The sequence below is a fragment of the Sphingobacterium sp. UBA1498 genome, from assembly GCF_002325125.1.
Classification (GTDB): Bacteria; Bacteroidota; Bacteroidia; order Sphingobacteriales; family Sphingobacteriaceae; genus Sphingobacterium.
In genome coordinates this window covers 192,580-218,260 of the sequence record NZ_DCRG01000001.1, presented here as the reverse complement: position 1 = coordinate 218,260, position 25,681 = coordinate 192,580, and the positions used below count along the sequence as shown (strand labels likewise).

The 25,681-nt window shown below is 40.1% G+C and carries 17 protein-coding genes; 5 read left to right on the top strand and 12 right to left on the bottom strand.

The window, feature by feature from the left end:
- The first annotated feature begins 299 nt into the window (after positions 1-299).
- A complete protein-coding gene (locus B3139_RS00890; RefSeq protein ID WP_293879313.1) occupies positions 300-1,529 on the top strand; it encodes a sterol desaturase family protein in 1,230 nt (409 codons plus the stop codon).
- 38 nt (positions 1,530-1,567) lie between these two features.
- Here B3139_RS00890 and B3139_RS00885 read toward each other — a convergent pair whose 3' ends face one another.
- The 3 genes from B3139_RS00885 to B3139_RS00875 are packed head-to-tail and all read right to left on the bottom strand — an operon-like array spanning position 1,568 to position 4,876.
- On the bottom strand, positions 1,568-2,725 hold the full coding sequence (locus B3139_RS00885; RefSeq protein ID WP_293879311.1) for a glycosyltransferase family 4 protein: 1,158 nt from the start codon (positions 2,723-2,725) through the stop codon (positions 1,568-1,570).
- Positions 2,712-3,713 carry a lysylphosphatidylglycerol synthase domain-containing protein gene (locus B3139_RS00880; protein WP_293879309.1) on the bottom strand — a complete coding sequence of 334 codons (1,002 nt, stop codon included), beginning with the start codon at positions 3,711-3,713 and terminating at the stop codon, positions 2,712-2,714. Before B3139_RS00880 ends, B3139_RS00885 begins: the two co-directional genes overlap by 14 nt.
- Positions 3,701-4,876, bottom strand: a complete 1,176-nt coding sequence (locus B3139_RS00875; RefSeq protein WP_293879307.1) for a glycosyltransferase family 4 protein — start codon at positions 4,874-4,876, stop codon at positions 3,701-3,703. Before B3139_RS00875 ends, B3139_RS00880 begins: the two co-directional genes overlap by 13 nt.
- A gap of 203 nt (positions 4,877-5,079) precedes the next feature.
- Between B3139_RS00875 and B3139_RS00870 the strand changes: the two genes are divergently transcribed.
- The gene (locus B3139_RS00870) at positions 5,080-6,066 is read left to right on the top strand and encodes an endonuclease/exonuclease/phosphatase family protein (RefSeq protein ID WP_293879305.1); all 987 of its coding nucleotides are present in this window, start codon (positions 5,080-5,082) and stop codon (positions 6,064-6,066) included.
- Between the two features lie 134 nt (positions 6,067-6,200).
- On the opposite strand, the gene B3139_RS00865 is transcribed toward B3139_RS00870, so the two are convergent.
- On the bottom strand, positions 6,201-7,826 hold the full coding sequence (locus B3139_RS00865) for an ABC-F family ATP-binding cassette domain-containing protein (RefSeq protein WP_209574457.1): 1,626 nt from the start codon (positions 7,824-7,826) through the stop codon (positions 6,201-6,203).
- A 275-nt stretch (positions 7,827-8,101) separates the two neighbouring features.
- On the opposite strand from B3139_RS00865, the gene B3139_RS00860 reads away from it, so the two are divergent.
- The 3 genes from B3139_RS00860 (at position 8,102) to B3139_RS00850 (ending at position 12,246) form a co-directional block, all read left to right on the top strand.
- Positions 8,102-9,082 (top strand): hypothetical protein, encoded by a 981-nt coding sequence (locus B3139_RS00860; RefSeq protein ID WP_293879302.1) that lies wholly within the window; start codon positions 8,102-8,104, stop codon positions 9,080-9,082.
- Positions 9,083-9,631: 549 nt separating this feature from the next.
- Positions 9,632-10,819: a Na+/H+ antiporter NhaA gene (gene nhaA, locus B3139_RS00855; protein WP_293879300.1), complete on the top strand. Its 1,188-nt coding sequence runs from the start codon at positions 9,632-9,634 to the stop codon at positions 10,817-10,819.
- 200 nt (positions 10,820-11,019) lie between these two features.
- Positions 11,020-12,246, top strand: coding sequence for a DEAD/DEAH box helicase (locus tag B3139_RS00850; protein ID WP_293879298.1), 1,227 nt, complete (start codon positions 11,020-11,022; stop codon positions 12,244-12,246).
- Between the two features lie 63 nt (positions 12,247-12,309).
- On the opposite strand, the gene B3139_RS00845 is transcribed toward B3139_RS00850, so the two are convergent.
- From B3139_RS00845 to B3139_RS00810, 8 genes are all read right to left on the bottom strand, one after another.
- Positions 12,310-12,675 carry a VOC family protein gene (locus B3139_RS00845; RefSeq protein ID WP_293879296.1) on the bottom strand — a complete coding sequence of 122 codons (366 nt, stop codon included), beginning with the start codon at positions 12,673-12,675 and terminating at the stop codon, positions 12,310-12,312.
- A gap of 146 nt (positions 12,676-12,821) precedes the next feature.
- Entirely contained in the window at positions 12,822-14,237 is a 1,416-nt protein-coding gene (locus B3139_RS00840; protein ID WP_293879294.1) for an efflux transporter outer membrane subunit, read from the bottom strand.
- A 1-nt stretch (position 14,238) separates the two neighbouring features.
- Positions 14,239-17,400, bottom strand: coding sequence for an efflux RND transporter permease subunit (locus B3139_RS00835; RefSeq protein ID WP_293879292.1), 3,162 nt, complete (start codon positions 17,398-17,400; stop codon positions 14,239-14,241).
- A 138-nt stretch (positions 17,401-17,538) separates the two neighbouring features.
- Positions 17,539-18,657 (bottom strand): efflux RND transporter periplasmic adaptor subunit, encoded by a 1,119-nt coding sequence (locus tag B3139_RS00830; protein ID WP_293879290.1) that lies wholly within the window; start codon positions 18,655-18,657, stop codon positions 17,539-17,541.
- Between the two features lie 302 nt (positions 18,658-18,959).
- Positions 18,960-19,712 (bottom strand): LytR/AlgR family response regulator transcription factor, encoded by a 753-nt coding sequence (locus tag B3139_RS00825; protein ID WP_209575117.1) that lies wholly within the window; start codon positions 19,710-19,712, stop codon positions 18,960-18,962.
- Positions 19,713-19,720: 8 nt separating this feature from the next.
- Positions 19,721-20,668 (bottom strand): sensor histidine kinase, encoded by a 948-nt coding sequence (locus B3139_RS00820; protein WP_209574441.1) that lies wholly within the window; start codon positions 20,666-20,668, stop codon positions 19,721-19,723.
- A gap of 371 nt (positions 20,669-21,039) precedes the next feature.
- Positions 21,040-22,485, bottom strand: coding sequence for an efflux transporter outer membrane subunit (locus tag B3139_RS00815; protein ID WP_293879287.1), 1,446 nt, complete (start codon positions 22,483-22,485; stop codon positions 21,040-21,042).
- 6 nt (positions 22,486-22,491) lie between these two features.
- Positions 22,492-25,680, bottom strand: coding sequence for an efflux RND transporter permease subunit (locus tag B3139_RS00810; protein ID WP_293879286.1), 3,189 nt, complete (start codon positions 25,678-25,680; stop codon positions 22,492-22,494).
- Position 25,681 lies beyond the last annotated feature (1 nt).

Sequence of the window (25,681 nt, the reverse complement as noted above, 5' to 3'; positions counted from 1 at the left end):
ATCGCTCAGATCCATTGGTTTTAAAGGGGTATCCTGTCCTAAACAGCACTTATCCACGTATTAAAAAGTCCTCAAAAAGTGTTTGAATTTTTTGAGGACTTTTTTGTATACTCCGCTTTTTGTTTAGTAGTGTCGGCGGTTGGCCTCGTCAATCTAAAAATTTGCAATTCAAAAACCTGATTTAAAATTGATTGTTTAATAAAAACCAGTTTAGGAGAACCCGTCTTTTTAGGAAGCAAAGGATAATTCCTTCTGAAATGTAATTCAGGTAGAGTTTTTATTTTAAAAATAGCAACTGCATGCATACAGAGAAACTTAATTTTTTGGCATTTATCATCCCACTATTTTTAATCTTGATGCTGTTGGAATATTGGTATAGCCTCAAAAAGCAGAAGTGTTTTTATTCTTTTGATGAATCCATCTCAAATCTCAATGTTGGTATCGTGGAGCGTATGTGTGATATGTTTTCCGTGAGTTTATTTTACTTTTTTTTCGTTTGGCTGTACCAAAACTTTGCGCTATTTCATATTGAAGCTAATCTTTGGACCTGGATTATTCTTTTTCTCTTTACAGATTTCCTTTGGTATTGGTATCATCGATACAGCCATGAGATAAACCTCCTGTGGGCAGCCCATGTTGTCCATCACCAAAGTGAAGATTATAACTTTACGGTAGCAGCCCGCATTACTATATTCCAGGCTGTCTTTCGTTCGCTATTTTGGGCTTTTATTCCTCTTTTGGGTTTTCCACCTTTTATGATGACCACTATTTTATTAGTTCATGGTGTATATCCATTTTTCTCCCACACGCAGACCGTTGGGAATTTGGGAATCTTGGAGCGGGTATTCGTCACGCCATCGCACCACCGCGTGCATCACAGCAGTAACGAAATTTATTTGGATAAGAATTATGGGGATATCCTAATTATTTGGGATAAGCTTTTTGGAACATTTATCTCGGAACAAAAGGAGCAGCCTTGTGTTTATGGTCTCACTAAGCCTATTCATCGATACACTTTTCTTTGGCAACATTTTCATTATCTATTTGAAATCGGCTTATCATTTCAGCGGGCAAAAGGATTTAAAAATAAGATGCGAACTATATTTGGTCGCCCTGATGACATACAGCCAGAAATTCGCGAAGAGCTAGAAGTACGGATATTTGCTGGAACTAAGTCGCAAGTTCACAAACGAGGCTTGAGCCGGTATATTTTTTTTCAGTCAATGTTGACGATGATCCTTCTTTTTTTCTTTTTGCTTTATGGGAATTATCAGCAAGTGATACAACTCGTTATCGGCGGCGGTTTTATTCTCTGCAGTGTCATTTGTATCGGTGGACTGCTAGAGCATGAACGATGGGTTTTTCCACTTGAAGTGCTGCGATTATTTCTATTTATGCTGTACATTGCCCTTACTTTTTATTCACCTTTGGGTGTTATATTAATGGGTTGTGGCGTTTTAGCACTATTGATTTTTTATACAAGGCTAGCCAGCCATTACAAGAAAGTTCTTTGTCTTGAAAGGTGCTGATACAATATACGTTGTTTTAAAATTTAGAAGTCGCACGCTTAATCATTTGTGGTTTTGTTGCATAAATCAAAAAATGATTGACAGTAGGATCTCGCCATAATATCCCATCCATATTGTGCTAAAGTATTTTGTTTAAATTGTTGGCTGAGTTTTTTATAATGAACTGGGTTGTCTAAAATAGCTTGGAGCTGTTCAATCCATGCTTTTTCGTCTTTGCTTGCTACAAGCAGACCATTGCAATGATGTGCAACAGCACTTGTGATTCCTTCCAATTCGGAGGCCACAACGATAGTTCCCGCGGTAGAAGCTTCTAGACAGACTAACCCAAAACCTTCCATATCACCCAACACTTCAATATTGGGCATCAAAAAGGCATGAGCGTTGGTCAAAAGATGCTTAAGTTGTTCGAAGGGCACTTTTCCAAGATGTTCAATTTTTTCGGGATATGATTTCAACAGTTTTCGGATCAAACGTTGATCGGTCGGAAAGCCTAAGAATAGAGTGATGAGGTGACTAATTCCACTAGGAAAGAGATCTAAGAGGTATTCCTTCCATCGAGGTCTGCGATCGAAAGGGCCGACCATTAGTAATTTGAAATCACCTTGAATAGCGGGGATCACATGCTGCATCAACCACGAAAAGCCCTTTCTTTTGACAGGTCGTCCTAATGTTATAAAGTAGGGTTTGCTTTCTATTTTTGTGCCATTGACTTGAGCAGAGATTTGTATAGGATCTACACCGTTGGGGATGACAATAATTTTGGCGGGGTTGATACCCCGTAATTTCGCAGCGTCGGCGGTAGCTTGGCTCACAGCAACAATCTGATCAAATGTGTTGAATCTTGGTATGACTTTGCGTTGAAAATAACGAAGGGGAAAGACTATATCCAATCCATGAATTGTAACAACACGCTTTAAATGGTTGTAGCCTTTGTGAAAAGAGGCTAGGGATGCAATTAATCCATCATTGAAGTGAATAATTTTGATGCTGGGATTATCCTTAATTTTAACTAAAATGCGACGATTTAGCTGAATGAAAAATTTTAAAAGTGGTTCGCTGTTATCGTAAACTAAAGTGTGTACTTTCAAATAAAGTGCTGTCGTGTTGATCAGTTCGAAACTCTGTTTTTCCATACCTCCAACATTTGGTGGATATTTATGACTGACAAATAGTATTTCTATTTCAGATGAAGACATGTGCGGGTTTCTTTTTGATGAATAGATAAAATATAAATCCGATGGCTACCCAGATGAGTTGTCGGCTGCGGCGTAATAAAGAAACGCTGAGCCAAATACTGGTCCCTGTAATGCCAACCATACTAAGTAGGAGCTTGTTGGCGATTTCTTCAATGCCAAGCTGCCCGGGAATGAAAGCGCCGATGCTTTTCAGGACGATGACACTCATATCCAGTATTAAACCATGTATGGGCTGCACATTGGTACCCAAAAATTTTAAAATATAATAGAATTCGAGACTGCCAACAGTCCAATGAAGTACAAAGAGTAAGTAAGAATACCAGAAAGTTTTATTTTGATTTCGATAAAAGTCTTTTACCGTCAAAAGTAGCGACAGAACTTGTGCTTTTGCTTTTCCGAGTACTGTTGCTGTTGAAGCCTTGTTTTCTGAAGGATTTTTTGTAACTATTAACCAGTAGAATATCAAAATCATCACTAATAGCAAAAGTATACAGATAATATAGACCAGGGGGCCAGCGTAAGATATAACATCATTTTTTAACGGAGATAGTATCAACCAGCAAATAGCGATCAAAAAAAGAGTCAATTGAGATAGTACAGCGGTAATTCGGGATATTGCTACTGAATTTAATCCCTCTTTTAAGGGGATGTTATAGCGGGTTGTCAAGTCGGCTTTCAATAGATCGCCACCAATAATACTTGTAGGGTTAAATAGCCCAACGGTTTCACCGATTTGGCGGATGGCAAAGAGTTCGATCAGATTGACCTTTTTTTTTGCGGCTCCCAAGCAAATCCACCAAGCTAAGGTTCCGAAAGAATAGGCTGCAAAAGTTGTAAAAAGAATTACGATGAAGTGATAACCCACGGATGACAGTTCTTTTTTTATTGCAGTTAAATTGCTTTGAGCTAAAAATATAGCAATAGAGGTTAAAACCAAAAATAGAAAGATGCCTTTGATTAGTTTACTTAGTTGTGTTAATTTGCCCATGCCAAATCTATTGTATGTGTTTTTTCTGCCATCAATTCAATGTCTTTGAAATAGCGAGCAGATAAACTATTCCAATCCAAGGACTCCACATACAAGAGACCTTCGGTAACGAGATTCTTTGTTAACCTAGCGTCAGACAAGATCTTTTTGAGGTAATGAACATAGGCCGTTGGATTTTCAGAATGGCACTTAAAACCATTTTTACCGTGCTGGATTAGCGAGGCCGAACCACCCCCGTCGGCGATAACACAAGGAAGTCCAGAGGCTAAGGCTTCGACAACAACATTACCATATGTTTCTGAAACGGAAGGAAAGACGAAAGCATCTGCTGAAGCATACAGAACCGCGAGTTCTTCATGATTTTTCTTTCCCAGAAAAATGGCTTGAGGCATCTGTTGCATCGCGATTGTTTTCGCTGTTCCCTCACCGACAACAATGAAGTTATAATCAAGATTTTGTGTCTGTATTTGTTGATAGATTTCAATAAGCGTTTTGATATTTTTTTCCCAGACAATACGACTGACAAAAAGGATTGTCGGTTTGTCATTCTGTGTGATATTCTGGATGTAGGCGATATTCTTTTTATGGGGAGTAAATAGGCCTGTGTCTATACCTCTTTGCCAGAGCTTTAGTCCTTCTGGTTGTAAACCGATTTGTCGCAACTCATTTAGAATGGATTTGGTTGGGACATAAACAATATCACATTTATTGTAAAAGTTGTTCATTGCTTTTTTTATCCATTTTTCCGTTGGTTTGACCAATGGTTGGACATTTTTAAAATAATAGGCAATGTATGAAATGAAGTGTGTATGGTAGATGGTAAGTACGGGGATACCCTTCCGTTTGGCGTAATTTAGGGCAAAGAAACCTAAGAGGGAAGGTGTTGCAATGTGGATTATTTCCGGAGCAAATTTATCTAAAGCGAGCTCAAGTTTCTTTTTGATAAGCTGTGGAATAGCTAGGCAATAATCGTCATTGACGGGTATTTTGAATGAAGGTACCTTGTACGATTGAAAATTTCTAAATTGTACCGGGCCACCACCATAAATAAAGAAGTAGTTGAATTTCAGCTGATCGATACGGTTGATCAGTTGAAACATTGTCCGTGATGCTCCGTCGAAATCCTCAACGAGTATTTCTGTAAAGAATGCTACCTTTCTCATGTTATTCTTATTAGGGGTTGTATAAAAATAGCTGAAAGCTTTAATGCATACTTTATGGCGGTATTAATCTTTTGTCATTATAGTGTTTATAAATTATTAGTTTTTAATGATTTGTGTATAATTATTAAAAGGAAAGTTAATTGTAAATGAGAACTAAGCTAATGTTGTTAGGGTAGATTTGTAAGGAACAAAATATTCTGCCCATGTTATTAAATCTATTGTTCGAAAGAAAAATCAGACCGAAGGATCTTCGAAAGATTCTCCTCTTGTTTATCTGTGCGTCTGCTGGTGTTATACTGGGTTTTAAGTTGAAACCTAAACATCAACCGAAGCTTAGTAATTTGGTGTATGCGGACATGCCGGAAGCGGTTTACGGAAGGCTCAATTTGTTAACATACAACATCGCTGGTCTTCCTGAATTGCTTTCCAGTGCTGTAGCCGAGCGTTCTTCAAGTATTAGGTCCATCGGAAAACGAATCAATGCATTTGACATAGTCAATGTACAAGAAGACTTTAATTATAACAAATTTCTTTACAGTGAAAATAAACACAGTTACCGCACAGCAAACATGGGTGGAGTACCTTTTGGAGATGGCCTAAGTACGCTTTCAAAATACCCTATTGTTGAATTTAAGCGCGTAGCTTGGGCCGATTGTAATGGTGCAGATTGTCTCACTCCTAAAGGTTTTTCTTATGCTCGAATTCAATTGGCCAAAGCAGTATTTATAGATGTTTATAATGTACATGCTACAGCTCAGGATGATCAGAATGCGACTGTTGCCCGGCAGAAGAATATTAATCAGTTGAAAACCTATATTAAAAAGTACTCGGCTGGAAGACCTCTTTTGATTATGGGTGACTTCAATGCACACTATGCAGACGAGCTGGATAACATCAGATCCTTTCAGCAGGACTTAGGTTTGGTAGATGCTTGGGTAAGCTTGCGGAATAAGGGTATTATTCCTCATCTTCAGGCTGATTTTGAAGCTAAATCAGCGCTCGAATTGACAGAAGATTGCGAAGGAATTGATAAGATTTATTACCGCAATGATCATCATCTACTCTTTGAGGCTAAGAATTATCAAGTTCAAAAAAGGCTTTTTCAGAACGAACGCGGGCAGGATCTATCTGATCATTGTGCTGTCTCCGTACAGTTGGGCTGGCGCGTGGTCAAATCTTCATTTCAGTAATTACAAACAGCACTTTCTCAAATCTTTTCTATCAATCGCGATTAGCACTGAGCCCTTCAGTGCTTTTTTATTGCCCATCAAAAAAGCCCCATAAAATAAATTATGGAGCCTTTATTAAATTGGGATAAATTATCTTATTTATACATTTCTGCACGTTGCGCTTTTACCACATCGCTATTGATGTATTCATCGTAAGTCATCAATTTGTCGATGATACCTTTTGGTGTCAATTCGATAATTCTATTTGCAACCGTTTCAGTCAATTCGTGGTCACGGGATGTGAACAACATTGACCCTTTAAAATCAGACATACCGTTGTTTAATGCGGTAATGGATTCCAAATCTAAGTGATTGGTCGGTTCATCGAAAATTAAGAAGTTGGCGCCCTGAAGCATCATGCGAGAGAACATACAACGCATTTTTTCTCCTCCAGAAAGTACAGATACTTTCTTCATAACTTCTTCACCGGAGAACAACATTTTTCCTAAAAATCCACGTATAAATTGCTCGTCTGCTTCTGGGTTAGTGGTATAGTTTCTGAGCCAGTCGACCAAATTTTCATTTTTACCTTCAAAGAATTCTGCATTTTCAATTGGCATATCGGCAGGAGTGATCGTAACACCCCACTTGAATTCACCGCCAAAATCGGTATCTCTACCCGTCAGGATATCGTAGAATGCGGTGGTAACCAGTGAATTTGGACCTAGCACAGCAATTTTATCACCTTTATTAATCATAAACGTGATATCTTTAAAGAATACCTCGCCATTGACCGTTTTGCTCAATCCCTCTACATGTAACGTTTGATCTCCCGGTTCACGATTCATGGTATTGAACATGATGGCAGGATACTTACGGTTAGACGGCTTAATCTCGTCGATATTGATCTTATCCAATGCTTTCTTACGAGAAGTAGCTTGTTTGGATTTAGAAGCATTTGCTGAAAACCGACGGATAAATTCCTGAAGTTCTTTCACTTTATCTTCCATTTTCTTGTTTTGATCAGAACGTTGCTTTAACGCCAATTGAGAAGATTCATACCAAAACGAGTAGTTACCCGTATAGATTGTCATCTTACCGAAATCGATATCCACTGTATGTGTACATACTGCATCCAAGAAGTGACGGTCGTGGGATACCACAAGAACAATGGCTTCATAACTTGCCAAGAAGTCCTCTAACCACGCGATGGTATTAATATCCAAATCATTGGTAGGCTCATCCAGAATCAAAATATCAGGTTTGCCAAATAATGCCTGCGCTAAGAGCACGCGGACTTTTTGGTTACCGTCGATTTCAGAAACCAACTTGTAGTGTAGTTCTTCTTTGATCCCCAAACTGCTCAATAAAGTTGCAGCATTGGATTCGGCATTCCAGCCATCCATTTCGGCAAAAAGACTTTCCAATTCGCCGGCACGTTCGCCGTCGGCATCGGAGAAATCCTCTTTCATGTAAATGGCATCTTTCTCTTTCATGATTTTGTAAAGCTCTTGGTTACCCATCATAACAGTTTCAAGAACAGTAAACTCATCGAAAGCATAGTGATCCTGGCTTAATACCGACATGCGTTCACCCGGGGTGAATGCCACTGAACCTGTCGAAGGATCAACCTCCCCGGAGATAATTTTTAGGAAAGTAGATTTACCTGCTCCATTAGCACCAATAATACCGTAACAGTTTCCAGGTGTGAATTTTAAATTGACATCTTCGAATAGTATACGTTTACCAAAACGAAGCGAGAGATTTGACACATTAATCATGCTGCAAAGATACGTTTAAATATTGTATTTTTAACTATTCAAGGGCATCAGTTATATGGAGAAATTTAAGATAATTCTATTACAAAAATCAGCTTTTTACAGCTCTTATGGAAAAATAGTCTCCGGTGAATTTTTTTTGACTGGAATACAATCATTGAAATGAAATGTGGAACGCAATATGCTGCGATGCGACTGAATGGATAAATTGCAAATTATAGTGCTCGTGGTTTAAATTGGCTTCTTTTTTGTGGACGAGAGCTGAAATGAAATCAATTATGAAAAGAAATAGAATAAAAAGTGTTTTTATCCTCGCTGTTGCATTTATCTTTCATACTCAAGGAGCCTCGGCTCAATTTGGAGGGCTATTAGACAAAGCGAGCAAAGCTGTTGCTTCAAAGGGAAGCAAGATGCTGGGGCTGGACAAGTTGCTGAAAGAACCGGAAGCTATCCGTACCAGTTTTGAAGATGTCGATAGGAAAGGGGAGCAAATGCCCGATTTTCAAAATACGGCAGTTTACAAACCGTTAGAAAATCTACAAAGAAATGGAAGTGATGGCTATATATTGGAAGCCGGACATTTTGAAATGACCAATAAGAGCTATTGTTTGAAAGCGGGTACCTATGCACCTTCAAAAGGTGACGGTTATATGTATGCGCCTACACTGGGCAAAAAGAGAGAGGTAGTCATTGCCATTTTAAAGAATGCTGAAAAGCACCCGGAAGTAGCACAGTCGGACATACAGATGTTATTGTGGACAATTATTGCGAAGACTAAATTTATTGATTATTCGGGGTCGGTGAAAGAGACAGCCTTAAAGTTACTAACCGCTGAACAAATTTTGCATTTGGAAGGTGGGGCTCTCGGTGTGTTGCCATTTGATGTTGTCCAAAAAGCCAAAGACCAGATGCCTCCAGCGGTTCAGACCATCTTTGAAGCGGAAAATAATATTCGACAATTGGTATCTTCGGGAAATTACTCCTATGCAGACTTTGAACAATATGCAATAATGGCCGGTATGGCCGAACCTCGTGCGGATGTGCCAAGTGGAATTTGGACGCTTCATCCCGATGGTTATTATGTCCGTTATTTTCCAAGCGGGTATTCAATGACAAAAGTGCAGGTGTATGTCCCACAGGAATTAATTGCAAAGTTGAATGGGAAGAAACTCGTGTACGACGCAACGGACGATATTGCTTGTCCAGCGAATACTGGATCGCAGCGGTTAGCGCAAACCAATGAGCCAATTCGGCATTAAGGGCTTGGTAGGTATTGAAAGATCGGTAGGGGATTTGAGATACATGGGAGGAAATTTAATGAATAAGGGAGATCATTTGATCTCCCTTATTCATTAAATTTCCTCTTTTGCCTCCTGTACAATATATAAACAATGACAATAATAGCGATTATTGCTAAAATAATGTAATGGGAACCTGAATGTTGGGTTTTATCCTCTGTCGTCTGCGCATATGTAAAATTTGCTACGAAAAGAAGCACCATGAAAATCCACTTCTTGCACATAATAAACGGTTTATTAACTATAGTAGCAAGCTAAGTATTTTTTACAACAAAGTCAAATTAATTTGGTAAAATCACTGCGCTTTTTATAAATTTTAATAGATAACACAAACATCTTACCATGATATCTTTTTTATTTCAAGTGCTCGGCTCATTTATTGCTCATAAAATTTAGATAATTACTCGTTAACCCTTTAATAAGAATGTGCATTAATAGGGGGTATATTCCATAAATGGCCGTAAAATCGTATATTGTGAGCCTTTGTGAGCATTTTTTAGATATTCAATCATGTCAAAACTTATCAATTTAACTGTCTTTAGGGAATTCTTAAAATCCAGCTTTGCGGGCGGAATTATCCTTTTTTCTTGTGTTATTCTAGCTTTGATCGTAGCAAATACGCCATTGTATTCTAGTGTAATGAAATTTCTCAATCAGGAGGTAGGTTTTAATAGCGGGCAAATTCATTTAAAATATTCGTGGTTATTGTGGCTCAACGATGGTTTGATGGCTATTTTCTTTTTGTTGGTAGGACTCGAGATAAAGCGCGAAATTGTGGAAGGCGAACTCTCATCCCCTAGTAAGGCAATCCTGCCGATATTAGCTGCAATTGGCGGTGCGCTTCTGCCTGCTATTATTTATTTTGCATTGAACCAGGGCGCCTCGACTGTGCATGGTTGGGGTATCCCCATGGCAACAGACATTGCATTTGCTTTAGCCGTTATCACGCTTCTTGGAAATAAAGTTCCTGCCAGTCTTAAGATCTTTTTGGCTGCTTTGGCCATTGTTGATGACCTACTTGCTATATTGGTGATTGCGATCTTTTATAGCAATGGTATTCATGCGACCTATTTATTTATTGCTATAGGTATCTTTCTATTTTTGATTTTGTTGAATAAATTGGGTGTTAAGGCCATCTGGGCTTACCTAACTCCGGGACTGTTTATATGGTACTTTGTGCACCATTCTGGTATTCATGCTACAATAGCGGGCGTACTAGTAGCCATGACGTTGCCAACAACACCAGACGCGGAAGAATCTCCGCTGGAAAAACTGGAGCATCTGTTGGCCAAGCCTGTCAATTTCATTATCATTCCATTATTTGCTTTTGCAAATACACTGATTCCAATTCATGGCGAAATGATTGGTGGATTGACTTCAAAATTGGGTATTGGTATTATCCTTGGTCTAATCGCTGGTAAATCAATTGGAATATTCTTGATCTGTTTCATTGCTAAAAAACTGAAGATTGCACAATTACCTGAAGGAGCTGGCTGGAAGCAGATTTTTGGTGTAGGATTATTGGGTGGAATAGGTTTTACGATGTCCATCTTTATTTCCATACTTTCTTTTGATGATACCATATTAATTGAGGAAGCAAAGTTTGCCGTGCTGATCGCTTCTTTTTGCGCAGGCTTGCTCGGTTATACTGTTTTGAGTGTCGTGTCATCTGCAAACAAAAATCAAATTACCGATTAATTTCACCTACAAAAATAGTCCTATGTCTGGCTTACAATAATGGGCAGTACAATTGTTTTGTTCAACTTCATCCCTATTTATCCGCGTGGATTAGTCCCATGGCGACGTTGTTTGGAATAAGATAACGAGCTATAGGTATTAATTTTAGACTTTTATGAATTAGATTTAGTAATTTAGGGCACAACAATAAAAACAATACGTTGAGATTTGATGAATTTGGCTTTGTTCCAGCTTTGGGAGAAGGCTTAGAAAGTATGATGTTTGAGGAGGCTACGCCGATCCAAGAACAGACCATCCCGATTATTAAAGAGGGAAAAGATATGATTGCCTGCGCACAGACAGGTACAGGTAAAACAGCGGCTTATATGTTGCCGATCCTCGATGCGATAGCACGGGATTCAAGGGAATCCATTCTTGCTATTATCCTTGTTCCGACCCGGGAGCTTGCTATGCAAATCGATCAGCAAATTATGGGCATGTCTTATTATACAGGTGCAACATCCATAGCCATCTATGGTGGGGGCGACGGTATGGGCTACGAGCAGCAAAAGCGCGCTATACGAGAGGGGGTAAATATCATTGTAGCCACCCCAGGAAGGTTGATAAGCCATCTTACCTCCATGAAGATTGATCTCACTCATTTAAAGCACTTTGTGTTGGATGAAGCCGATAGCATGCTGGATATGGGATTTCAAGACGATATCTTACGTATTGTAAGTTATCTGCCGAAGAAAAAGCAGATGCTTTTGTTCTCAGCAACTATGCCAGTGAAAATCAGGTCCTTTGCCCGAAAAATCCTGCAAGATCCTGTGGAAGTCAATATTGCCATTTCCAAACCTTCGGAAGGAATAGATCAACGTGTATATCTTGTCTATGATCAACAAAAAATGGAGCTCCTGAAATCCATATTGAAGGATCCGAACTATGTATCGGTTATTATTTTTGCATCCCAAAAAACTACGGTCAAACTTCTTGCTCAGGAATTACAGAAGCAAGGAATTGATGCCGAGGGTTTCCATTCGGATCTCGAACAGTCAAAACGGGAAGATATCATGGGCAGATTCCGTTCTCGTCAAGTTCGGGTATTGGTAGGGACCGATGTGATTTCTCGTGGTATCGATGTTGTGGGGATCAGTTTGGTCGTTAATTATGATGTTCCACCAGACCCGGAAGACTATGTTCACCGTATCGGGCGTACCGCTCGGGCAGCGACCACGGGAACCGCTATTACTTTTGTCAATGAGAAAGATCAAAATCGTTTTGCTCAGATTGAGAATTTAATAGGCTACCCGATTGAACAGCTACCATTGCCGGATGGGTTCGAAGTGGGACCTACTTACAACCCTGGCAAAAAAAATCCGCAAAATAAGAAGAAGCGTTTCAGTAGGAATAAAAATAAAAATCATCAGAAAGCTAAAAAGGCTTAGTTTTAAACTATAAAGCACCCCATATCAGAAGAACATGGGGGCTTTATAATGAAATGTATATTTTTATTCTATCGTCCACACGGCTAATTCATATCCATCAGGATCCTGGAACTGAAATCTTTTTCCGCCCGGGAAACTAAAAATATCTTTTAATATCGTGCCGCCGGCACGGATAACCTGATCGCGCGTAACTTGCAGATCGTCTGCATAGATAACGACAAGAATGCTGCCGTTTACTGGGGCGCCGAGCGTAAAGCCACCGTCAACATATTTTCCTCCAAAAGATGTATATTCCGGTCCGTAATCTGTAAACTCCCAACCGAAGCTCTTCGTATAGAATGCTTTGGCACGTTCAAGGTCACTTGATACAAACTCAAGGTATTGGATCTGCTGGTTAACAAATTTGTTTTCAGTATCGGTATTGTTCATAACGGAAATATCTATTTAATGTAATGTATAATAAATTGTTCGATCTATTTTGACGGGTTGGGAATCAAAAGCCAAACCGTTTGATAAATATAAGGCTTTGCTGAAAATGATACGCATTTTTATTTTCAACATGTCTTCTTCACAATTCAATCTGTTCCTCCACCCAGTGCACGGTAAAGATCTATAGTCGCATTTAGCATTTCCCTTTTTACTGTAATCCATTCCAAATCATTTTGAAGGGCGTTGTTTTGCGCATTTATCACTTCCAGATAGTTTGCCATTCCACTTTTGTAAAGCAATGTTGCATCAGTAGTAGCTTTGCCAAGTGCATTTGATTTTGCATGGATGAGCTGAAGTCGCTGTTTTGTGTGTTTAATTTTCGCCAAGGCATCAGAAACTTCTGAAACAGCGACCATAACCGCCTGTTTAAACTGCAAAGCTATCTTCTCACGTTCGATAACCGATATTTCATAGTTTGTTTTTAAAGCACCTTTCTGAAAAATTGGCTGTGCAATATTCCCGGCTATTGTTTTTACGATCGAACCCGGTAGATCAAACCATTTATTAAATTGAATGGAGTTTATTCCAATGGAGGGTGTCAAACTGAGAGAAGGGTACATCGCAGCTTTGGCTAGCCCCATTCTGCTTGTGGCTGCAGCAACGGCGTATTCTGCAGCTCTGACGTCAGGTCTGCGGCTCAAGAGTTCGGCCGGTACTCCTGTGGCAAGTCCATCGCCAACAATGGTATCATCTAAACTTGCTGTACGTCGCATGCGCGCAGGGAAACTTCCGCAAAGAATGCTCAGTGCATTTTCTTCAACTTCCATATTTTGATAGGCTAGGGGAATTAACAATTCAGCAGTTTTCTTCTGTGCTTCTGCTTGCTCTACGGCAAGCGAACTGACCACTGATGAATTGTATTGCAGACGTATCATACGAAGCGTGCTATCGCTCAGTTGAACATTTTTTTGTGCAATCTTAAGCTGCTCATCCAAAGCGATTAGATTATAATAGGACTGGATGACCTGTACAATAATCCGAGTTCTCAAAGCCGATAAGTTTTCCTTTTGGCCAAAAAAGTTAGCCATGGATTCTTCTTTTTGCAATCTTGCCTTTCCCCAGATATCGGCTTCCCAAGAGATTCTGAGCATGGCGCTATAATCGTCCATATAGGGCGTTCCTATAAATTGATCGCTCAGCGAGCCATTTAAGGAGTTGCTCGATAACCAGGTTCTATTCGCTCCAATGCTTAAGTCAGCTGTCGGCAGTAACCCTTTCTTAGACTGTTTGTACGCGAGTGCTAGTTGTTGCATATTGAGAAGTGCAACATTGACGTCTGTATTGTTAGATAATGCTTTCTCAATGAGTGATGTCAACAAGGGATCCTTTACAAATTTGCTCCAGGATAGCTGTAGCGTATCAGACGTCAGGACAACCGCGCTGTTTTTAAAATTTTCGGGCAGCACCATCTCTTGACGTGTGTATTTTTCCCCCACGCTGCATGAGGACAATAAAAGGGCGCTGGCTGCGAAAGTTGTTATATAGTGATGAAATTTTTTCATTTTAATCGTTTGTATTGTGTACTGTATTGTCCGTAAGCTTGTTACCCGAAACTTTTTCTTGCAAATATTGGAACACCAGGTACAGTAATGGTATGATGATTACCCCAAGGATAACACCGCTTAACATACCCATTGCTGCTCCTGTACTGATGGAATGGTTACCTGTAGCCGTTCCGCCGGTAGCAAACATCAAGGGTACCATACCCGCAATGAAAGCCAATGAAGTCATCAAGATTGGGCGTAGACGCGCTCTTGCGCCTTCCAAAGCCGAATCAATGAGTGAAGAGCCTGCTCTTCTCCGCTGTAAAGCAAATTCAACAATCAAAATGGCATTTTTCGCCAAAAGACCGATGAGCATGATCAAGCCGACCTGGACGTAAATATTGTTGTCCAGTCCAATAGCACGTGTTCCTAGGAAAGAGCCAATCATACCTGTTGGGATTGATAACAGGACTGCAAGGGGCAATAAATAACTTTCATACTGTGCTGATAGTAAGAAATATACAAATAGTAAGCTTAATGCTAGGATAAGTACGGTTTGATTGCCCGAAGACTTCTCTTCTAAGCTAAGTCCCGTCCATTCGTAGCTATAGTCTCCCGGTAACTTGGTCAATACATTTTTCTCCAATGTTTCCATGATCGCACCATTACTAATACCAGGCGTACTAACCACGTTTATCGTGAGTGAATTGTATAAATTATAACGGGTTACCGATTCAGGGCCATATACTTTACGAAGGGTAACCAAGGTATTCACGGGAACCATTTGGCCAAGATTATTTTTGACAAATATTTCGTTGAAGGCTTCTTTATCAGTTCGATAAATACCGTCTGCTTTTACTGCTATCCGATAGAATTTTCCGAAGCGGTTGAAATTCAATGATTGGTCGCCAGCAAAGTAAGTTTGAACGGACGAAAGCATTTCACTGACATCTACGCCAAGTTGGGCAGCTTTGTCTTCATCTACTTCTAATTCCATCTGTGGATAATCTGCTCTGAACATGGTATAGGCAAGCTGCACCCCTGGTTGTTTCATTATCTGCGCAATAACGGAGTCGGACATTGCTTTCAGCTCTACCGGCGATTTACCAGCTCTGTCCTGCAAAACGAGTTCCGCGCCATTCATCATACCATAACCATCAACAGGAGGGGAGCGAAAGGCCATTGCATTACCTTCTTTGACACTGGATAATTTTTGCGAGATCACTTGGTGAATCTGATCGATATCGTTCATTTTACCACGTTTCTTTTTATCTTTCAGGCGTATAAATCCTGTTGCATAGGCTGCGCTGGAGTTGTTGCCGATCATATTGAATCCAGTAATACTTGTATGGCTTTCAATAGAAGGGATATCGGCAAGTAGTTTTTCGATTTTTTCTACTGCTTTTGTAGTTCGATCAAGTCCCGTTCCTGGGGGCATTTCCAAACTGTATACAACAAAGTTATCATCCTCCATCGGTACAAAACTTTTGGAAGTGCTTGTCATGAGATATCCCGCAACGCCAATTGTAGCCAGGATCAAAAGTGCCGAAATCCATTTTTTCTTTGCCAGGAATTTTAATGAACCAACGTATCGGTTAGTCATGTTCTCGAAGCCAGCGTTAAACGCTTTGAAAAAACGTTGAGAAAATCCTGTTTTTGGGTTCTGCCCATCGTGATTTTCGGCGTGCGTATTTTTAAGCAATAACGCGCAGAGTGCTGGTGTTAAAGTCAAGGCATTGATCGCAGAGATCACAATGGCGATAACAAGGGTGTAGGCAAACTGTTTATAAAACATGCCCGATGAACCTGTCATAAATCCAATGGGAATAAAAACTGCACACATCACCAAGGTAATGGAGATGACAGCTCCTGTGATTTCACTCATGGCACTATGGGTAGCCTGCTTACCGGTTAAATTGGAAGTCTCCATCTTTCCATGTACTGCTTCGACAACGACAATTGCATCATCGACAACGATACCAATGGCGAGTACTAAGGCAAATAACGTCAATATATTGATGGTAAAGCCAAACACCAGCAGGAAGAAAAAAGTACCTACGATAGCTACGGGAACTGCGATTGCTGGAATAACAGTCGACCGTATATCCTGCAGGAACAAAAATACAACGAGGAAAACCAAAATGAAGGCTTCAATCAATGTCGAACGTACTTGTGCCGTACTTTCATCCAAGCGTTCTTTGGTACTGATCAATTTAAAAATCTTGATCCCAGGAGGGAAAGAGCGTTGTGCTATTTCAATCTGTTTATCGATCCCGATCTCAATTTCATTGGCGTTGGAGCCTGATGTCTGGAATATACCAATGGTAACGGTGTTGAGGCCGTTATTTTGCGAATTACCACTATAGCTTATTGATCCAAATTCAATACGTGCGACATCCTTTAAACGAACGATCTGGACGCCATTGTTTTTAACGATAATGTTTTCATACTGTTCCGGAAGGTTCTTTTTCCCTTTATAGCGTATGACATATTCAAGTGGTGCTTTTGATTCTTCCCCTAATTTTCCAGGTGCAGATTCCAAACTTTGTTTGGAAATTGCAGCAATAACCTCTTGTGGTACAAGTCCATAACCCGCCATTTTCTGCGGATTCAACCATACACGCATCGAATAGTCCTTGGAACCAAATACCATAGCCTGCCCGACCCCGGGTACGCGTTTGATTTGTGGGATCAGGTTGATGTTCACATAGTTCTGTAAAAATAGTTCATCATATTTTTTATTATCTTCTGTATAGATATTGAATATCATGATCATACTATTTTGTTGCTTGGAGGTCGTTAATCCCATTCGTACAACTTCTTGTGGTAAGATGGGAGTGGCCTGCTGTACCCTGTTTTGTACATTTACCGCTGCCTGATCTGGATTTACACCTGCTTTAAAGACAACACGTACCGAGAACGTACCGTCATTACTAGCTGTAGACGTAATGTATTCCATATCTTCCACACCATTGATTTGCTCTTCAAGCGGGGTAACTACCGATCTTAATACGGTTTCGCTATTTCCTCCCGGATAGCTTCCGGTAACCTGTACCGTCGGCGGAGCAATATCTGGGAATCGCGTTTGAGGTAGCCTAAACAGACCGATTACCCCTAGTATGACAAATATGATCGATATAACAGTCGCCAAAACTGGCCTGTCAATAAACTTTTTTAGCATTTTAGTTTGAATTTTATAAAGCTTTAAGTACCATTTTTTTAAAAAGGGAATACTGAATTTGCTGTGCCGGGATTGTTCCAAGGCATACATAAAAAGAAATCTTCAGTGCTCCGTTCTCGTTATGGACGGCGAACCTTGTTACATGTTGGTTTTCTGAGATGGTTTAACCTGCATGCCATCGTTAAGCACGTCAATTCGGTTCATAACGATTTTTTCACCTGTCTTCAGACCAGATTTCAGTAAATAGGCATCGGCGGTATTTCCTGCAATTTCAATCTGCTTCATAGAAACTTTGTTCTTTTCGCCAATAACATAAACGAAGTAGCGGTCTTGAATATCTTTCACAGCGGCCATAGGAATCAATAATACGTTTTCATGCGTTTTTTTTAAGATTACTTTCGCCGATCCACCTGAACGTAGAATTTTTTCAGGATTGATGAAACTTGCTTTCAGTGCCATGCTTCCGGTTGTTCTGTCGATGTTGCCACTGGCTACCTCTACCTTTCCGGCGTGGTTGTAGCGTGTTCCGTCCGCGAGTAATAGTGTTGCTTGCTGATGAGAAGATTTTTTATTTTGATCTTTGATGAAGGCGATGAAGTCGGATTCACTTAATGAAAAATAGACATTTACAGTATTGATCTCTGATAACGTTGTCAATGGTGTCGCATCTGCTGCGGTAATTAAATTTCCGATCCGGTTGGGGATCCGGCCGATATAGCCGCTTACAGGTGCGTTGATCAGCGTAAACTTGGCATTTATCTGAGACGAACCCAGTGCAGCCTGTGCTTGCGCTACCTGTGCTTTTGCTGCGGCATAATTTGCCTCTGCAGTTTTTAATTGTAATTCAGTATACACTTTACCTTCGACAAGTGGTTTAATTTTTTCGATCTCCACTTTAGCGTTTTGTTCGGCTGATAAGGCCGCCTGATAGGCCGCTTTGCTGTTGTTTACCTGTTCGTTGTAGACATCAGCTTTAATTTTGAATAACGCTTGTCCTTTTGATACATAGTCACCTTCTTTGACATAAATTTGTTCCAGATACCCCGTTACCTGCGCTTTGATATCGACGTTGACAGTTCCCTCTAACGAGCCGGGGTACTTTTTTTCGGTTTCAGCCTGGGTCGGAGATAATGTCATAAAGTCAACAGTAACTGCTTGCTCTTGCGGTTGTTCCTGATTGCTTCCACAGGACGATAATAATGTTACTGCTGTAATAAGTGTAAGGAAATGTTTTAAAGTCATCGTTCTTTGTGCCATTTTATCATTGTATAATGAGGCAAAGAAAACAAAACTTCAAAGCCGCTAGGCATAGAAATAGACTGAGACGTTACAATTGCTTACTGAACCGTCAAAGTGATGATCTGAATTTTAAGACCTAAAGCTGTATAGCCTGCTTTTGCTGAAGATAATTACGCGATGGATTAATGTTTGCTCTTCTGCGTAAGGAAAGCTAATTTTTTCTTTCACGCAAAAGAAGGGGATAGGTCAGTTTTGACCATCAAGCAGATGCAGAAAAATAATAGTGTTTGATTGGTCTTAAGTGTATTTTATATCCGCTATCAATAGTCTAACCAATTTTTCAGGAGCTGCGCTTTTTCTCTGCTCACAAGAATTTCCACTTCGTCGTTATTTTTCATTTCTATTTTAAGTTTTCCGTTAAAGTGATTGTGCAATCTCTTGATGGCATCTATGTGCACGATGAATTGTCTATTGGCACGAAAAAATACTTTCGGATTTAATTGCTGTTCGAGTTCTTCCATGGTTTGCGGTACGATTTCGACCGTGCCGCATTTAAGCTGGGCATGGGTAAGTTTAAATTCTGAGTAGAAATATAATACATCTTCCACGAGGATGGTCTTAAAACCGTCTTTGAAAGGGATTAGAAAACGCAAGCGAAAATCTTTCGGATAGATAAAATCCAGTAAACCTTGAAGCGGTTGTTGGTTAATCAGCAGATCTTTCCGATGATCGAGTTTTTGGACGGCATTTTCCAGTTCTATTTTTTCGACAGGTTTGAGCAAGTAATCTATACTATTGAATTTAAAAGCCCTCACCGCATATTCGTCAAATGCAGTCGTAAATATGATTGGGCAGTCTATTTTTATGGTTTCTAAAATTTCAAAGCTTAAACCATCGGATAAGCGAATATCCATCATCACGAGATCCGGAAGCTCGTTACTATTAAACCAGTTGATGCTATCAGCGATATTATCCAATACATCCAAGATAACGATGGATGACTTAATTTCCTTCAAAAGTCGTTTTAAACGATCTGCATTGAGTTTTTCGTCCTCGATGATTAGTACTTTCATTATACTCATTATGCTTGCGCTAAAAGTGGGAGGATTACATTAAATGTTTTTCCATCATTATTAATTTGCAATTTTAAGTTTGAAAGCAAATCGTATCTTTTAATGATGTTTGAAATCCCGATTCCAGATGATTCGGAGACACGCTCAATCGGAATTAATATGTTTTCAACAACAAGTTGATTGTGGGCGTTGGTATATACTTTGATTTTCAGTGGTTTTTTCTTATTTGTCTGGTTATGCTTTAAAGCGTTTTCTACCAATAACTGCAAGGTGAGCGGTGGCAATTGGAAATTGCGTTTGGCAGGGTTAACGTTTATCTCGAAGTTAACTCCATCGCCAAATCGGCTTTTGATAAGAAATATATATGAATTTAGAAAATTGAGCTCTTCTTCGAGTGAGATAATATCTTTTTTAGAATTGACAAGAAGGTAGCGATATATCTTGGAGAAGTTTTCTGCATACTCGTAACCTGATTGCTGGTCTTCGAGAATGATTTCTGATAGTACGCTCAGGTTATTAAATACAAAATGAGGGTCGATTTGTAACTTTAACGATTGAAGTTCTGTTTCTAGAATGACCTGATCGAGCTTAGCGGCACGCATGGATTCATTTTTCCAGTTGGTGATCAAATGACTACCGATATTGATACCCATTATCATGAGCGCAATCAAAACACTAATTGTAATATTTTGTATCATGCCCCTTTTTTCCTCCAACGATGGTGCTATAGTAACATTTTGGGGACCAACGTAATATTTTGAGATGAGGTACTCCAAGAGTAAGTTTATAAATAATACCGTCAAGAGATTGATGACGGTTTCAAGTAGCAGTCGCTCCGTCGGGCTATCTTTCCAAGTTAAAAACTTGTCAAGTTTGTCATGGACAATGATGCTGAATTCGGATATGATAAAGCTGTAGATGATCGTAAAAGTCCACTCCCCGAGTATTTCGAACATGTTTCTTTGAAAATAGCCATTCCAACAACTCGAGAAAGGATCTATAATATATGCGACCAAATAAATGAGCAGAAAGGAAAGAAAGGTGAATATCAGCCTTTTTTTATTTTTACTAATTAGATTATTCTCGTCTTTATAGATCGTTATATCCCGCATTCGTTTAACTTATATTTCTAGGTGAAATCTATACAAATTTTGTAATTTCTTTTAGTATTAGACGACAAATTTCTGCTGAAGCGTATAAAGCCCCTACTGAAATATCAATTTGATGCACTCAGCCGTATATTGTTGTAGCACACAAAAGAGGGGACCCTAGGGTCCCCATCTACCAGATATGTATAAATAAAATTAGAAAATGCTTGTTTAAAGCCTTAATTATTGCTCCATCCACCGCCTAAGGACCGATAAAGATCAACAACAGCAGCAAGCTCCGCTTTTTTCACCTGAGCGAGCTCAAGCTCGCTTTGTAAGATGTTGCTCTGGGCCGTTATTACTTCCAGATAGGTGGCCATTCCAGTTTCAAATAGAAGGTTCGCATGTTTTGTAGCTTCTTTCAACCGGTTGGTTCTATCCAATGTAATCCGTTGTTTTTCTTTCAATTTTTTAATTGAAATTAGCGCGTCGGCTACTTCCCCAGCAGCTGAGATTACTTTTTGCTTGAAAATCAAGACGTTCTTTTCTTGTTCAACACGTGCCAGTTCATACTGGGTTTTCAGTTCCTTACGCTGAAAAATCGGCTGTGTAATACTTCCTGTAATTGCACCGAATAACGACGCTGGTAAGTTAAACCAATTGCTTGCCTTGAATGCATTTACACCAGCTTCAGCACTAATGACCAAAGAAGGATACATCCGCGCTTTTGCGTATTGCTGATAAGCCTGTGAAGCCGTGATAGCGAGTTCCGCTTGTTTGACATCGGGACGATGACTTAACAAATCGGCTGGGATACCCGTTGCTAAGTCTTCAGGAAATTGAATGTTCGACAATTTCTCCGTTAATTGAATCTCCTGTGGAAGTTTTCCACTAAGAGTCTGAATAGCATTTTCCTGAATATGGATCTGTTGTTCAAAGTCAGGAATTAAGGCGGCGGCGGCCAATCGCTGCGCATCCACTTGTTCCAAAGCAAGCAGGGTAATGTCACCGACTTCATATTGCTGCTGCACGATACGTAAGGTTGTATCACTTAATTCCAAGTTTTTTTTGGCGATATCACGCAATTGATAAAGCATAAGAAGTTGATAATAGCCTTGAGCAACTTGTGCAATTAATTGGGTCTGGATTACTTTTTTAGCTTCTTCTGTCTGCAGATAAGAAGCTAAAGCGGCGATATTTTGGTTTTTGATTTTACCCCATATATCGGCTTCCCACGATAAACCTAAGGATGCTGTATAATCCTCCACATGATGTTGGCCTAAAAACTGCCCTAGGCTCAATCCATTCATGCTGTTATTGGACGGATTAGTGCTATTTCCACGGATCTGTAATTGGGCCGTGGGAAGATAGTTTGCCTTTGCTTGTTTGAGGCTCAGTTGAGACGCTTCTATATTTTTCAGTGCCAGTTGCATGTCTAAGTTATGTTGTATAGCACTATCGATCAAGGTTCGTAAGACCTGATCCGTAAAAAAATCACGCCATGGAATAGAGCCTATACTAGTTTCCTGCGGCGCGTTAATCTGCTCGCGGTATTGTTCTGGTAAGTTCGGCGCAAGATGCTGGTTGCTGACCAATTTCTCTGTTTTGCAAGACCATGCGACAAAAGATAAGATCAAAACCGTCAGTAATTTTGCTTTACTATTTGTGTATTTAGATGTTGTCATAATGTACTAATTGTTTGTGTGCACGGGTATTTCCAACGAAGCTTGTTCCTGTTCACGCTGTTTTTGTTGCGGAGCGCGTCCTATTTTCTCTTGTATAAATTGAAAGAAAATAAAGAGTATTGGGATAATAAAAAGACCTAAAACGACTCCAGTAAACATACCGCCCGCAGCGGCAATACTGATAGAGTGATTTCCTTGAGCCGATGGGCCAACAGCAGTCATCATTGGAATCATTCCAACGATAAATGCCAGCGAAGTCATGATAATCGGTCTCAACCGTAACCGTGCTGCTTTCAGTGCTGCACTAGGAATAGATAACCCCTGTTTACGTCCCTGGATAGCAAATTCTACAATTAAAATCGCATTTTTAGCCAATAAACCAATCAACATGACAAGCGCGACTTGTACATAGATATTGTTGGCAATATCAGTGAAGCTAATTGCCGCGAAGACTCCAAATATACCGGTAGGTATAGAGAGAATAACCGCTAATGGAATGATATAACTTTCGTACTGTGCTGCAAGTAGGAAATAAACAAATATCAGACAGAGGATAAAAATCAATGTGGACTGACCTCCAGAGACAATTTCTTCTTTGGTCATGCCTGAAAACTCATAAGTGAACCCAGTAGGCAATTGTTGTTTCGCAACTTCTTCGACCGCACGGATAGCATCTCCCGAACTATATCCTGGTTTTGGTATCGCATTTATTCCAATCGAATTAAATAGGTTGTAACGGGATGCTGTTTCCGGGCCATATACACGTTCTAATTTTACTAATGTATTGATGGGAACCATGTCTCCTGATCTGTTTTTTACAAAAATTCCGTCCATCGAAGTTGGTTCACTTCGATCCTTAGCATCGGCTTGCACCATCACACGGTAATACTTTCCAAAGCGATTAAAATCTGAGGCTTGAGCACTACCAAAATAGGCTTGCATGGTCTGTAATATGCTTTTTGTGCTTACGCCAAGTTGTTCTGCTTTAATATCATCCACTTGGAGCTCATACTGTGGATAATCTGCTTTAAAGGTTGTGAAGGCCATCATGATCTCAGGACGTTTCATCAATTCGCCAATGAACTTTTGGCCTATGCCACTGAATTTTCCAAGTTGTCCGCCGGTTCTGTCCTGTAATACCATGTCCAGACCATCTACGTTACTGAATCCTGGGACAGTAGGGAAGGTAAAGACAAAGAAATTTGCGCCTTTTATATTTGCCAAGCGCTGATTGACATCGGTCATAATAGCGTTGATGTCTTTTATCTTACCACGCTCGTCGTGTGGTTTGAGGAGGATAAATGCAACACCTGCAGATGGACTTGTAGATTGTGTCAAAATATTGAATCCGGCAAGTACATTTAACGTTTTGGTAAAATCAGCATGTTGAAGTTGCTTTTCTGCTTCGGCCAATGCTCCTGACGTACGATCTAAAGAAGCACCTGCTGGCATAGACAGCGATATTGCAATGAATCCTTGATCTTCAGATGGAATAAATCCGGTAGGCGTTCTACGAATCATAAAGACGGTCAAAAGCAGGGTAATTGCTAATCCCGAAAATGCAACCCATTTATAACGAATCAAGAAGCGTAGACTACCTAAATAATTTTTTGTCAACCGCTCAAATCCAACATTGAATCCTGCAAAGAAGCGTTCTTTAAAATTAAGTTTTCTGGAACTCGAATGACCGTGATGTGTTGGTTTTAAGAACAGTGCACATAGCGCTGGACTTAGTGTCAAGGCGTTCACTGCTGAAATAACGATTGCAATCGCTAATGTAAATGCAAATTGTCGGTAAAACACACCGGTAGAACCTTCCATAAAGCCGATGGGAAGGAATACGGCAGACATCACCAATGTAATCGAGATAATTGCCCCAGTGATTTCGCTCATGGCAGAGGTTGTCGCTAATTTAGGCGGTAAGTTCTCATGTTCCATCTTGGCGTGCACAGCCTCTACGACTACAATTGCATCATCGACGACAATACCAATGGCAAGGACGAGTGCAAATAAGGTCAGCAGATTGATGGAAAAGCCAAAGAGTTGCATGAAGAAAAATGTTCCCACGATGGCTACGGGGACAGCAATCGCGGGTATTAATGTCGATCTAAAATCCTGAAGAAATAAAAAGACAACTAAAAATACCAGTATAAATGCTTCAACAAGTGTATGCTTAACTTGGTCAATGGATTGATCAAGCGCATCTTTTGTATTGTATAAAACAAGGTATTTGACACCTTTGGGAAAACTCAAAGAGGCTTTTTCCATAAATTCCTGGATTGCAATCTGAATTTCGTTTGCATTTGACCCCGCCAGTTGCATGACTCCAATGTTTAATCCTGCTTTACCGTTGATACGGGTATGACTCGCATACGTATAAGATCCTAACTCTACCCGAGCTACATCTTTTAGTTTTAGTACAGAACCATCGGTATTGGAGCGAATAATAATGTTTTCGTAATCACTAGGTTGATTGAGTTTACCTTTATATTTGATAACAAATTCGAATGCTTCGCGACTGTTCTCGCCGAATTTACCAGGAGCAGCTTCTACGTTTTTATCCTGGATGGCAGCCATTACCTCTTCAGGTGTTAATTTATAGTTCGCCATTTGGTTTGGATTGAGCCATACACGCATGGAGTAGTCTTTGCTACCGCCAAATGGAAGCGCCTGTCCAACCCCCGGTATCCGTTTTAGTTCGGGAATGATATTGATCTGTGCGTAGTTGGTAATAAAGGTCTGATCGTATTTACTCTGATCTTCCGTGTAAAGGTCCAATACCATGATTAAGCTGTTTTGCTGTTTAGCGGTGGTGATACCGGCTTGTACAACTTCAGCTGGCAATTGGCTCGTTGCCTGAGCCACACGATTTTGAACGTTCACGGCCGCTTGATCGGGGTCTGTGCCCAGTTTAAAATATACCGTAATCATTAACGAACCATCATTACTAGCGGTAGAGCTCATATAGCTCATATTTTCCACTCCATTGATGGATTCTTCGAGCGATGGGGCTACGGCGCGTAGCACCGTTTCGGCATTTGCCCCAGGATATAAAGCCGTTACTTGCACCGCCGGCGGTGCAATATCGGGAAACTGCTGCAAAGGCAGTTTAAGGATACCAATCACTCCCAATATGACAAGTAAAATGGAGATAACGGTAGCAAGTACAGGTCTTTCGATAAATTTCTTAAGCATG